Source organism: Salinivirga sp. (genome assembly GCF_035268865.1).
GTDB lineage: Bacteria > Bacteroidota > Bacteroidia > Bacteroidales > Salinivirgaceae > Salinivirga.
In genome coordinates, this window is sequence record NZ_DATFKB010000190.1 from 1 (window position 1) to 12,268 (window position 12,268).

12 protein-coding genes are annotated in these 12,268 nt (G+C 40.4%); all 12 read right to left on the minus strand.

Annotation, left to right across the window (positions count from 1 at the left end; translation table 11 throughout):
• On the minus strand, positions 1–509 hold a 509-nt coding region (locus tag VJ937_RS11240), incomplete at its 3' end, for a tRNA threonylcarbamoyladenosine dehydratase (protein WP_324067129.1).
• The gene (locus VJ937_RS11245) at positions 509–1,156 is read right to left on the minus strand and encodes a TatD family hydrolase (RefSeq protein ID WP_324067131.1); all 648 of its coding nucleotides are present in this window, start codon (positions 1,154–1,156) and stop codon (positions 509–511) included. The genes VJ937_RS11240 and VJ937_RS11245, both read right to left, overlap by 1 nt.
• 3 nt (positions 1,157–1,159) lie before the next feature.
• Complete coding sequence (locus VJ937_RS11250) at positions 1,160–2,317, minus strand: aminotransferase class I/II-fold pyridoxal phosphate-dependent enzyme (RefSeq protein WP_324067134.1); 1,158 nt, start codon at positions 2,315–2,317, stop codon at positions 1,160–1,162.
• A gap of 73 nt (positions 2,318–2,390) precedes the next feature.
• Complete coding sequence (recO, locus tag VJ937_RS11255) at positions 2,391–3,095, minus strand: DNA repair protein RecO (RefSeq protein ID WP_324067136.1); 705 nt, start codon at positions 3,093–3,095, stop codon at positions 2,391–2,393.
• The gene (locus tag VJ937_RS11260; RefSeq protein WP_324067138.1) at positions 3,092–5,416 is read right to left on the minus strand and encodes a T9SS type A sorting domain-containing protein; all 2,325 of its coding nucleotides are present in this window, start codon (positions 5,414–5,416) and stop codon (positions 3,092–3,094) included. Before VJ937_RS11260 ends, recO begins: the two co-directional genes overlap by 4 nt.
• A gap of 51 nt (positions 5,417–5,467) precedes the next feature.
• Positions 5,468–6,052 (minus strand): RdgB/HAM1 family non-canonical purine NTP pyrophosphatase, encoded by a 585-nt coding sequence (gene rdgB / locus VJ937_RS11265; RefSeq protein ID WP_324067140.1) that lies wholly within the window; start codon positions 6,050–6,052, stop codon positions 5,468–5,470.
• Between the two features lie 8 nt (positions 6,053–6,060).
• Positions 6,061–7,689 carry an O-antigen ligase family protein gene (locus VJ937_RS11270; RefSeq protein WP_324067142.1) on the minus strand — a complete coding sequence of 543 codons (1,629 nt, stop codon included), beginning with the start codon at positions 7,687–7,689 and terminating at the stop codon, positions 6,061–6,063.
• 57 nt (positions 7,690–7,746) lie between these two features.
• Positions 7,747–7,962, minus strand: coding sequence for a ferredoxin (locus tag VJ937_RS11275; RefSeq protein ID WP_324067144.1), 216 nt, complete (start codon positions 7,960–7,962; stop codon positions 7,747–7,749).
• A gap of 20 nt (positions 7,963–7,982) precedes the next feature.
• Positions 7,983–9,269 (minus strand): peptidase U32 family protein, encoded by a 1,287-nt coding sequence (locus tag VJ937_RS11280; protein WP_324067146.1) that lies wholly within the window; start codon positions 9,267–9,269, stop codon positions 7,983–7,985.
• A complete protein-coding gene (locus tag VJ937_RS11285) occupies positions 9,262–10,263 on the minus strand; it encodes a glycosyltransferase family 9 protein (protein ID WP_324067148.1) in 1,002 nt (333 codons plus the stop codon). Before VJ937_RS11285 ends, VJ937_RS11280 begins: the two co-directional genes overlap by 8 nt.
• Before the next feature lie 147 nt (positions 10,264–10,410).
• Positions 10,411–10,656, minus strand: a complete 246-nt coding sequence (atpC, locus tag VJ937_RS11290; RefSeq protein ID WP_324067150.1) for an ATP synthase F1 subunit epsilon — start codon at positions 10,654–10,656, stop codon at positions 10,411–10,413.
• A gap of 6 nt (positions 10,657–10,662) precedes the next feature.
• On the minus strand, positions 10,663–12,174 hold the full coding sequence (atpD, locus tag VJ937_RS11295; RefSeq protein WP_324067153.1) for a F0F1 ATP synthase subunit beta: 1,512 nt from the start codon (positions 12,172–12,174) through the stop codon (positions 10,663–10,665).
• Between the last annotated feature and the right edge of the window lie 94 nt (positions 12,175–12,268).

Here is a 12,268-nt window from a genome sequence, read left to right on the forward strand (position 1 = left end):
CGGGCCAACTGACAGTGGTGTGTTTTTGCAATATCAGCTATAGAAACCATGGAGGGGTCGGTTTTACCGCCACTTCCCATTGAGCTCACTACGGGATAACCATTTTGAAGGGTATGGTAAATAAGATAAACTTTCGGGGCAAGGGTGTCAATTGCATCCACAACATAATCGAAGGGTGTTTCCAGTACTTCTACCATGCGTTGGTCGCGTAAATATTCATCCAACACGTTAAGTTCAAGTTCAGGGTGAATGTCCTGCAACCGCGAAGCCATCACCTCAACCTTTTTTTGCTCAATGGTGGACCGTGTTGCTGGCAATTGCCTGTTGATATTACTCGGCTCAATAATGTCGGCATCAGCAATGGTCATTTCACCTACCCCGGCTCGGGCAAGTTGCTCGGCCGCCATAGCTCCAACACCTCCCAATCCAACAACCAATACATTTGCGCGACCCAACCGGTTAATATTTTCCTGTCCTAAAAGTAATTCCGTACGTGAATTCCAATTCATTAATTACTGTTTTTAAATACCTTAGTAAAGTTGTTCTCTACTTTTAATTCAAGTTCCTGTACATCTATCTGCCGCAATACTGCAAAGTTATTATATATCCTTTTAATATCACAAGCAGCCTCATCGGTTTCAAAAAAAACACGATTGAGCGGGACTTCAGAAATCACATTTTTTAGTTTATCGGAAGGGTCTAATGCGGTTTTTCCAAAAGAGAAAGAAACGTCGTAATCTAATAATTGTCGCATTTGTTGCGTGTTACCACGAAAACCATGCATAATATACCGATTATTTTGATACTTCTTTATGTAAGGTAAAATATCACTCAGCGTTTTTACCTGATGCACAATTACAGGCAAGTTAAGCTTTTGTGCCAAAACCAATTGCTGCTCAAAAACGGTTTTTTGTATTTGTAAATCAGGTCCTTTAATACGGTCAAGTCCACATTCACCAATCGCAAACAAATTTTCAGAAGCCTGATTAGCCAGGATATTAACAAATTTTTCAGCACTGATTTGATCTGCATACCAGGGATGAATACCTGTAGAATGAGGTTGATTTGAAATAGAACCATTCAAATAATCCGCGGCATGGATGCTTTGAATACAAAACCAATCATGTTGGTGATGGGTGTGTACATCAATCAGCATAGACTACTTAACAAGTTTTAATTTCTGAGCTGCCTCATCGAGAATTTCCTGTGGCCGTGCAAAACAAAACCGCACAATGCCGTAATTAGAATGATCATGCAGATATGCAGAGAGCGGAACTCCGGCCACACCATACTCCTTAATAAGTTTAAGTGCAAAATCTTTATCGCTAAGCCCCTCCTCATTGGGAAACTTAACCGGCTGAAACATTCCTGACTTTACAGGAAGAAGTTCAAAAGACGTATCGCTTAGCAACTGGGCAAAATAATCTCTTTTTTGGGCAAAAGCGCCTGCAATTTGATCAAAATCCACCCCGCCTGACAGATATTCATCAAGTGCAAATTGAGCCGGCGTATTGACGTTAAAAGCTATGTATTGGTGTAATTTGCGAAACTCATGCATTAAGTCTTCGGGCGCAATACAAAAACCTACACGCCAACCCGTAATTTGAAAGGCTTTTCCAAAGCCTCCCACGATAAAACTGCGCTCGGCAAGTTCACGTTTACGGGCCAAACTATTGTGTTCATATCCGTCGTAAATCAGAAATTGCAAACTCTCATCTCCCAGCACCATGATATCGGTTCCGTTGACAATTCTGTACAACTCATCCAAATCATGGGCTTTTAAAATGTTGCCTGTAGGGCTATTGGGGTTATTTAAAATAATCATACGGGTATTAGGCGTAATCAGTTTTTGAACCTTTGACCAGTCTATGTGAAAATCGGGCTCTTCAAGCTTAACATATATGGGTTTACCCTGGTTTATTTCAACCGTTGGAGCATATAAGTCGTAGGATGGTTCGAAAATTATTACTTCATCGTTTTCTCTTACGGTACTAGACAAGACCGTATAAATAGCCTGCGATGCTCCTGCAGTAATGGTAATTTCCTGGCTCGGGTTATATTCAATACCATATTTCTCTTTAAAAATTGCTGAAATATTTCTGCGTAAGCCCTTGTGCCCATTTATTGAAAGGTAATAATTACGGTCTTCGTCCACATGTTTTTTAATGAGTTGAGCCAGTTTCTTATCCTGCTGAAAATTTGGAAACCCGCGTGAGAGGTCAATGGCACGGTACTCGTTGAATAGCCGCGAGACTTCTGAAAAAATCATTGTGCCATAATCGGCAATTTTTCCCCTTATAGTGTGATTAAATTTCATTGCTCAAATTTTTTACATAGCTGCATATATAACGCCATTTTCAAATAATCGTTCGCAAGATACAAAGATTTACTTAGTTAAAAACCTGTCGTAGTATTTCGTATGTTTTCAACTTACTCATATTAAGTTGTATATAATAATATTCGAGTAGCTGATTCAATAGCGCCTGATTGGTAATTCTGTCCAGTTGTAATTCATGAAAACCTGACAAAGGTGTATGCAAAAGCTGGCTAAAACTTGCATTAAGCTCTTCAGGAATGGTATCGTGCATAATTTGCGTCACAAACGCACCCTCCGAAGGAGAGAACCAGGCCTGGTTTTTGGTTTTTTTGGAGGGAAAAATTCCCAAAAACCTTGTTAAATGCAGCAGAAACAACAAATGGAAGTTTTGAGGGTTCTCTTTCTCTGCATCAAACAATTGAAAAGCATTGCTTAAAAAGCTGAAAAACTCTTTATCAGGCTGTTGCTCGGGCACCACCTTGCTCAATATCTCGGCCAAAAATTGCGCAATTGTACTCTTTTGAACTGAAAAGGGGATATCGGTATAAGGGTGTGCGAAACGTAACTGCTGAATACGTTGCATGGTCCTTTGTGAAAAAAAATTTACTTCAACACTCAAATGAAACAGTGGTTGAAAGTAATTCGAACTGCCTTTTTTTCGGTTACGCCGGACAATGGCAGGAAAACGGCCAAATTCTTTGGTTAGCAAATGTACAATAAGCTGATTTTCGCTATAGCGAATTGTTCGCAACACTATGCCTTCGGTAGAAGTACTCATCGACTGACAACAAAAATTTTGGCTGCAGCGGTAGTCGTTCCATCAAAAGAGGAGGCATAAATCATATACACACCAGTTGTAACACGCTGATTATTAAAATCACGCATATTCCAAAGCGCTGTTCCTCCGTTGCTGGTGGTTTCAAAAACAATATTTCCGGCCACGTCTGTAATTTTAACTTTCATTTTATTGCTAAGCCCGTCGATATGCACCAATCCATTATAATTTTCATGAACAGGATTCGGGTAAACACGTAGTTTATCCGGTGCTGCATTTGATTCATTTATGCCCGTATAATAGGCAACCAACCCCTCGTCAGTGGCAATATAAACCCAACCATTTTTTGCATCGATACCAATATCACGCACAAAATCGGATGGTAAAGGGCTGTTCTCTTTATTTAAGTTCAATATTTGTTCGGTACCATCTTCAGATATTAAAAAAACACCGCCGGTTTGCGTTCCAACCCATTTCCGGTTTCCAGGATCAATAGCAACACACGAAACCCGCTCGTTTTCAAGCAAATACTGCGCAATGCCATCATTTTCCACAATAATCCTGGAAGCGCTGACATTATAGTTCATAACCGACTGCGCATTATAATAAACGGCAATTCCACCTTCGTCGAGCCCAATCCATACATAATTATCCTGATCGACGGCCATTGTCGTTACAAAATTGGTCAAAATACTGTTGTCACTGCCAATCACCCTGAATCGTTTATAACCATCGGCCACTGCTCCATTTTTTAACTTTTCAGGATCGATTGCCACCAACCCAAAATCCTGATCTACAAACCATAAATCACCCCACGGCATTTCAGTCAGGTTTGAAGTTACACGATTTGAGATGCTGCCCTGCAAACTAAAAACACCCCACTCCTGTGATGCTGTTTTATAAACGTACAAATTGTTTGGCACTTGTGAGGTAGTTATCCAAACATCCTTATTATTATCATAGGCAATACCTGATGCTAAAATATATGCCTGGTCAAGATTATTGAAATTTTCGAGCGGGCTGTTGTCCTGATCAAAATGATTAATTACAGTAGTATCCATAAACTCCAAAAGCCCGTACCCGTTTGAAGTTGCAAAAAAATGGGAATTATTGCCCGGGTCAGGTAGTACAAAATTGAGATTACGCACACCAATGAGTTCTTCTGTATTTCTGCGGTTCAGGTTAATCCATTGGTCATCGTAAACATACATTCCGTAGTCCTTATATTTTGCTCCCGAAATACCACCGGTCAGGTACAACTTACCACGGGCTGTTTCTATATCGTTTATTGCATTTGTAAATGGTGAATTTGGAAACATAAAACTTTCTTCACCTGATTCGCGCAAAACAAGGCCGTATTCGGGGTCAGCAAAAAAAGCTTTCTCGCCTGCTAAAACAGCTGCTCCTGAATGCCCCCAGTGGTCATTATATCCGTTGAAATAGTGAGACATCAATAAATTACCATTCTGACCATAAAAACGCACGCCATAAGAAGCAATAATTGTAAGAATGTCATTACGCCTTTCAATTCCCCTGACGCGGTATTTTTTATCTGACAAATAATGTGTAAAAACACCATTCTCGTATTCATAAATAATGTCTGTAGTGTCTTCAGGCCTTGATTGGCCGATAAAAATTGTATTGGCATTTTTTTCTATAAAAGGCACATGCTGGTCATAATCCGGAAGAGATTCCAGCACACTCCAATTCTGATAATTGTGCAGGTTTATCCCTGTTCTGGCTGCATAATAGACTCCATTGTCTGTTCCAACCCAAATAGTATCATTATTGGTAGAAACATCATAGGTCATAATAGCATCGCCGCTCGAGCCCAGAAAGAAGGTGCTTTGTACTTCGCGCTCAGAAATATCAACAAGCACAAGCCCAAAATCGCATGCTAAAAATGCAGTATCGCCGGCAAAATGAATATTATTGACCGATTTGGCATTTAAGGATGTGTTTTGCTGGATATCAGGCAGGGTGAAAATCTCATCATGGTAAAGAAAATCAACCAGACCGGAGCTGTATCCTACCATTAAAAAGTCTAAACGGCTGTGGTATTTTATAGCCGATATGTTTACACCTGACAATCCTTCAACGGTTGAGAATTTTTGGAATTCGCCTGATTCTATATTGTATTTGAATATGGCATTGCTGGTAGCAGCAAAAATTTCATTGTCATTTCCGTCAATAAGCTCTACCTGCCGGTATGAAAAATGACTTTCCCAGTCGCCAATGTTGTAGCCCTGACCAAAAACAAAACTGATTTGACCTGAAAGCAAAATCAAAGTTGCGATGCAGTAATACAAAAACACTCTTCCCATAAATTGTCTCTTAACGGTTCAGTTCAATAACTCAATTTGGGTTTAAATATTTTATTTGCTGTAGTTTTCGTGCAAATAGTTAACAAATTTTTCAAAAGCTTTTCCCCGGTGGCTGATTTTATTTTTAAGCTCCAGATCCATTTCGGCAAATGTTTGCTGATATCCCTCAGGGATAAAAACCGGATCGTAACCAAAACCTTCGGCTCCTTTTGGCGTATCGATTACTTTACCTTCTACCACCCCTTCGAAGAAAAGCGGCTCATCGTCTTTCAGGAAGCAAATTACGGTTTTAAACCTGGCGCGACGATCTGCTTTTCCTTGTATTTCCCCGAGAAGTTTTTGAAGGTTTGCCTTATCACTTTTGGGTTCTCCGGCATAGCGGGCAGAATAAACGCCTGGAGCTCCATTGAGTGCATCAACTTCGAAACCGGTATCATCGGCGAAAACCGGTGATGATACTGATTTTTTTACGAACTGACACTTCTCCAAAGCGTTAGCCATAAGTGTAGTTCCTGTCTCGGGAATTTCTGTTTCATATCCAATATCATTTAAATTACGAATTAAAACCACGTCAGAGGCCAGTTTTTTTATTTCCTTGGATTTATGCTTATTGTGGGTCGCGAAAATTACTTCCATAAATATTTTTAATTATTTGATTCTTGAAAAAATTGAAGCGCAGTTTGCCTTCCCGGTATGGGCCGCTCTTTTATTCCCCATAGAAAAAACACATAAAAGAATGTAAAAAATAGTGCTCCAGCCTGTGTTTCTATGGTATCTTCATTCAGCATAGAAAGTATTACGATAACCAAATATATCAGCATAGGCAAATTCAACTTTTTGCGTAAACCGGCATAAAACGCGGGATAGAACAATGCCCACATAAAAACAACAAAACCAACAACACCAAACGTGAGCATAATTGTTAAAAACTGATTATGTGCACGAAGCCTGCGCTTGTGGATTAATTTGCTATTGGTTTCTTCATAATATTGATCGAAGGCATCCTGCACATCTCCAGTACCTACTCCAAATATGGGATTTGCGTTAAATATATTCCATCCGGCTTCGAGATAATAAATGCGTTGAATAATGGAATGCCCGCTGGGGTTTTTACCTTCCTCATAGCGCTCCAGCTCCCAGAAAATTCGGTATAAATTTGCGTAAAGATTTATTTTTTCAGCATATAAATAATTCGCTACCCCGTTTTCAATGGCCTGAACATCAGAATCTGTAAGTTTAGATACCCCTACAGAGTCTTTTGTGTAGCCTTTCGACGCCAAATAACGAATCAAGACATGTTTAATTTTGTGTCCAATTTTATCTTTACCGTCATATTTAAACTTGCTTCTTTTATTCCATTCCTTCCGCAACTCTTTTTCAGAAACATAAGCATAAACAAAATGCGAATTTTCGTAAAGGGTACGATTAAGGTGGTGTTTATACTTATTTCCATTAATTGTTTTTGCAGGCAGCTCATCAGCTTTAGGTACAATACGGTAATTATAGCGGGCCCACGAATGCACTACGAATGAAAGAACTATTAAGGATAAGCCTATAATTATACTGTAAACAATGAAACGAAACACCTGGTGATTAATCAGGTGGGTATAGTACAGGCTCATGCCAAATAATCCGACACCAAGCACAACAAATCCGGTAAGGGATCGCAACAAAGCCATAAACACAATAAGCCAAAGCACCGAGGGGATGGCCCAATAACGGAAAAAACGATCATTTTTTTCAGGGAAAACAGCCATGTAAATAAACACAAATATGACCAGGTTAATCATAAGCGCAAAGCGGATATGCGAAACTGCAAATGAAATTCCTCTCACAGTGTGATAACCGGCCATTCCCTTTGATATTAAAATGGCTGTACTAATAAAACTAGCCGCCAGAATAGCAATTCCGAACACCTTAAACACCAAACGCCATTGGTCTTTGCTCAAAGGTTTGGTGGTTGCAAAAATTAGCGGTAACGAAAGCAAGGGAAGTTTTACTCTGAGATCCCTGGCAGCATAATCAAAATTCTCGGTGTAAATAAGGCCAATGAAATGTATAATAATAATACCAAGAAACGATAAAACAAGCTTGTTGGAAAAGGCCTTTTTAAATTTATTCAGAATATTTTTGTCATACAGCCAATTGGCCAGCAGAATAAACTGCCCGATTGTCATAAAAGACCTTGACAGGGGCATTCCCACCAAAAGCACAATGATTCCAAAAATATGAATGTTTTCTCGTGTAAAATACTTCTGTACGGCTGTTTGCATTTAGACAAAGATAATATTTTGATACTTGGTACTTACAATCGAATCAGTTTAATCAACTCACACTACCTCAATAGCATTAACCGGGCATTTATCTGCTACCTGAACTATTTCTGGGTCATCAGGGTGTTGAAGTTTTTGTTTACCAGTCGACCTTAAATTCCCTGTTAAACAGGCTTTTCCGTCTTCTTCGTCCATAAAAAACACGTCCGGAAAAAGATCAGCGCAGATAGCGCAACCAATACATTTTTTACGATTAAGTAAAACTGTTTTCATTAAACGCTTCCCTATAGTAATTATTGTAATTTGGCATATTTGGCGGGCACAACCTTGTAGAGCTTATCATTTCTTCTGACCAATTCTGGTACAGGAATACTCACATAACTACCCTGCGGGGCATGATCAACGGGCTTTTTGTCGAGGCGCAATTCATCAACAGTCTTCTCTATTGTGCCGGTGGTAGGCCCCACAATAAGAATTTTATCATCCTTATTCAAATCTTTAGCCTCCAGTTTAAATTCAGCCACCCCAATTTTGCTAAAATAATTAGTTGTTTTACCCACAATTACTTTTCGCTCTGTAGCCTGCGAGCCATAAATATGGCTCCATTCCCCCATTTTTTGACCCAGGTAATAACCATCCCAAAAACCACGATTGAAAACTCGCTTGAGGTCGCTCATCCACCCATCGATTTTAGCCTGATCATAGCTCCCGTCAGCAATTGCTTTTACGGCCGCATCATATGTTTCTACAACTGTTTTTACATACTCGGGAGAACGAGCCCGTCCCTCTATTTTTAGTACTTTAACTCCTGCATCAAGTATTTTATTTAAAAAGCCAATGGTACATAAATCTTTAGGCGACATCAGATATTCATTATCCACACCTATTTCGTACCCGCTTTCGTTATCAGTAAGTGTATATGACCGGCGACAGGTTTGCATACAGGCTCCGCGGTTGGCACTTGCATTGAACTCGTGCAGACTTAAATAACACTTTCCGGAAATGGCCATGCACAGGGCTCCATGTACAAATATTTCAATGCGCAGCGGACTTCCGGACGGTCCGGTTATTTGCTGGTTTTCAACATTCCGGATAATTTCAGCCACCTGATTTAAATTAAGTTCTCTTGCCAGCACTGCAACATCCACATAGTTGGAGAAATATTTGAGTGCCTCAGTATTGCTAATATTCAATTGGGTTGAGGCATGCACCTCCATACCGAGTTCTCTGGCATAAATCAATGCGGCCATGTCTGAAACAATTAAAGCAGATATACCAGCTGCTTTGGCCTTTTGCATTAAAATTTTTGTGGGTTTCAGGTCATGATCATAAAGCACTGTATTAACTGTAAGGTACGTCTTAACCCCCTTAGCCTCACAGCGCTTTACAACTTCAGGTAAATCATCCATTTGAAAATTGGCTGAAGAGTGTGCCCGCATATTGAGGTGCCCAACACCAAAATACACAGCATCGGCGCCGGCATCAATCGCAGTTTGCAATGCTTCAAAATTACCTGCCGGCGCCATAATCTCGATATCAGATCTTCTAATGTTGCGGTTATATAAAACAGTGTTACTCATATTTATTCCAAAAAATTTTTATCTGGCTAACAATTGCATCTGTATCTTGTTTCTTCATGCAATCGAAATGACCCTTAGGGCATTTTTCAAACCCAATTTTTGAACATGGCCTGCAAGAAAGGTCTTTGACCTCTGCAATATAATATTTATGCCTCTCGCCGGGCATATAAGGGTACATACCCAGTTCTGGCGTGGTATTTCCCCATACGCTAATAACAGGCTTGCTTAGTGCTGCAGCAATATGCATCATACCTGTATCGGGTGTGAGCACAAGTTTTGAATTTTGAATGGCCCCGGCAGACCCGTCAATTGAGAGCTGTCCGCACTGGTTACTTACCGGCACATTAAGGTCTCTTACTATTGCGTCGGCGTTTTCTTTTTCTGCATCACCACCAATAAGTAAAACCGGTTTACCAGCTTTGTTCAGAACATGAATTAATGTTTCGTTGGGCATTTGTTTCGTTGCATGATTTGCCCCAAGCACTGCAACCAAATATCCGCTTGAAAAATCCGGCGGAAGTTTAAGAGATGGGGTATAATCAGCCGAAAAAAAGTAATCCAGTCCCTGCTTATCATTCTGAACATCGAATAGCTTTGTGGTTTCCAAATATCGGTCTACAATGTGTAAATCAGGCATTTTATTTAGCTTAAAACGCACATAGAGCCATTTTTTCCAGTTAAGTTTATTAAAAGTAAATGACATGCGATGCAGGGCCCTTTTCACCCGCATAGATCTTAAATTACGATGCAGATCAATTACATAATCATACCCCTCGTCCTGCAGGGTATTGATAATTGCGGACATATTATCTTCCAGAGCATGCACTTTATCCACATAAGGATTGGAATCCACCAGGGAACGAAATTTAGCTTTAGTAAGGTAATGCACCTCTGCATTTTCTACTTGCTGTTTGAGCATACGCACTACAGGGGTTGTAAGCACAATATCCCCGATTGAGCTAAAACGAATAACCAGGTATTTTACAGTATTCATAGGTTCGATGCTGGAATTGGGCCACAAAGGTACTAATAAATTTGGATCTGATACCAATGCAAAATAGCGTGAAGAAAAGAAAAGCTATCGTCGCAAAACTGATTCAGTGGCAGATTTGGAACAATTTACGACGATAGCCAATAAAAATTATATGCTCATTTCCGTGAGCACAATAATGTCGTTATTTTTTACCTGGATTACACCACCCGGAATATCAAAAAACTTTTCTTCTCCGTTGGTCGGGTGTACTTTTACTTTGCCTTTGGTTAAGGTAGAAATTATTGGAGCGTGATTATGAAGTACTTCAAAAGCTCCTTTTTTTCCAGGCACCTGAATTAAATCTATTTCGCCTTCAAAAAGCGATTCTTCCGGTGTAATGATTTTTAGTTGCATAGAGCATTACGCTTTTGATTCAGCAAGCATTTTCTCACCTTTTTCAATGGCTTCTTCGATGGTTCCCACCATCATAAAGGCGGCTTCAGGATATTTATCTACCTCGCCGTCCATAATCATTTTAAAGCCTTTGATGGTATCTTCAATTGAAACCAGCACCCCAGGGGTACCTGTAAACTGTTCTGCTACGTGGAAAGGCTGAGACAGGAAGCGTTGTACCCGGCGTGCTCTGTGTACCACCTGACGGTCTTCCTCTGAGAGTTCGTCCATACCCAGAATCGCTATAATATCTTGCAGCTCCTTATAACGTTGCAAAATTTCTTTTACCCGTTGGGTTGTGTTGTAATGGTCGTCACCCACAATTTCGGGGGTTAAAATACGAGAGGTAGAATCCAGCGGGTCTACAGCGGGATAAATACCCAACTCAGAAATTTTCCGACTTAACACGGTTGTAGCATCAAGGTGTGCAAAAGTAGTTGCAGGGGCAGGGTCTGTAAGGTCATCGGCCGGCACATAAACAGCCTGAACGGATGTAATTGACCCATGCTTGGTTGAAGTAATACGTTCTTGCATTTCACCCATCTCCGTGGCCAGGGTTGGCTGGTATCCTACCGCTGAAGGCATACGCCCGAGGAGGGCAGAAACCTCTGAACCGGCTTGAGTAAAACGGAAGACATTATCCATAAAAAACAAAATATCTCTTCCTTTGCCATCTTTTCCCCCATCGCGGAAATATTCAGCGAGTGCAAGTCCCGATAGAGCTACACGAGCACGAGCGCCCGGTGGTTCATTCATCTGACCGAAAGTAAGCGCCAATTTTGATTTTTTTAAGGCTTCAGGATCTACTTTGGAGAGGTCCCATCCGCCATTTTCCATATCTTCGGCAAAAGCTTTCCCATAATCAATTACACCAGCTTCGAGCATTTCGCGCAATAGGTCGTTACCCTCGCGAGTCCGCTCTCCTACTCCTGAAAAAACAGAAACACCGCTGTAGGCTTTTGCAATGTTATTAATAAGCTCCAGAATAACTACTGTTTTACCCACACCGGCACCACCGAACAACCCAATTTTACCACCTTTGGCATAAGGCTCAATCAAATCAATAACTTTTATACCGGTGTATAAAATTTCTGTTTCAGTAGTAAGGTCTTTAATCTCAGGTGCTTCACGGTGAATCGGATAACCATCCGATTTATCAAGTGCTTTAATTCCATCCACAGGGTCTCCGGTAACATTAAACAACCGGCCTTTCACATCATCGCCAGCGGGCATCAGTATTGGAGATCCGGTGGCAGCTACTTCCATGCCCCGCTGCAATCCATCTGTAGAGTCCATTGCAACTGCCCGGACTGTATTTTCGCCAATATGCTGCTGCACCTCGAGCACCAAATTATTTTCACCTTCTCTGTCAATTTCAAGCGATTCATAAATGTCCGGTAGCTCTGTTTTCTCCTGATCAAAAACAACATCAACAACAGGGCCGATGATTTGTGATATTTTACCGATATTCTGAGCCATGAGTATAAATTTTTCGATTTATATTTTCACCAAAGCTTCGTTAAATAAAGTCTTCTTTGGCGTTTATTGTCAATATATAAATATGATTTAAAGA

Coding starts and splice junctions, on each gene's coding strand:
- VJ937_RS11245 (WP_324067131.1), bottom strand. CDS start 1,156: ATGCTGATTGATGTACACACCCATCACCAACATGATTGGTTTTGTATT.
- VJ937_RS11250 (WP_324067134.1), bottom strand. CDS start 2,317: ATGAAATTTAATCACACTATAAGGGGAAAAATTGCCGATTATGGCACA.
- recO (WP_324067136.1), bottom strand. CDS start 3,095: ATGAGTACTTCTACCGAAGGCATAGTGTTGCGAACAATTCGCTATAGC.
- VJ937_RS11260 (WP_324067138.1), bottom strand. CDS start 5,416: ATGGGAAGAGTGTTTTTGTATTACTGCATCGCAACTTTGATTTTGCTT.
- rdgB (WP_324067140.1), bottom strand. CDS start 6,052: ATGGAAGTAATTTTCGCGACCCACAATAAGCATAAATCCAAGGAAATA.
- VJ937_RS11270 (WP_324067142.1), bottom strand. CDS start 7,689: ATGCAAACAGCCGTACAGAAGTATTTTACACGAGAAAACATTCATATT.
- VJ937_RS11275 (WP_324067144.1), bottom strand. CDS start 7,962: ATGAAAACAGTTTTACTTAATCGTAAAAAATGTATTGGTTGCGCTATC.
- VJ937_RS11280 (WP_324067146.1), bottom strand. CDS start 9,269: ATGAGTAACACTGTTTTATATAACCGCAACATTAGAAGATCTGATATC.
- VJ937_RS11285 (WP_324067148.1), bottom strand. CDS start 10,263: ATGAATACTGTAAAATACCTGGTTATTCGTTTTAGCTCAATCGGGGAT.
- atpC (WP_324067150.1), bottom strand. CDS start 10,656: ATGCAACTAAAAATCATTACACCGGAAGAATCGCTTTTTGAAGGCGAA.
- atpD (WP_324067153.1), bottom strand. CDS start 12,174: ATGGCTCAGAATATCGGTAAAATATCACAAATCATCGGCCCTGTTGTT.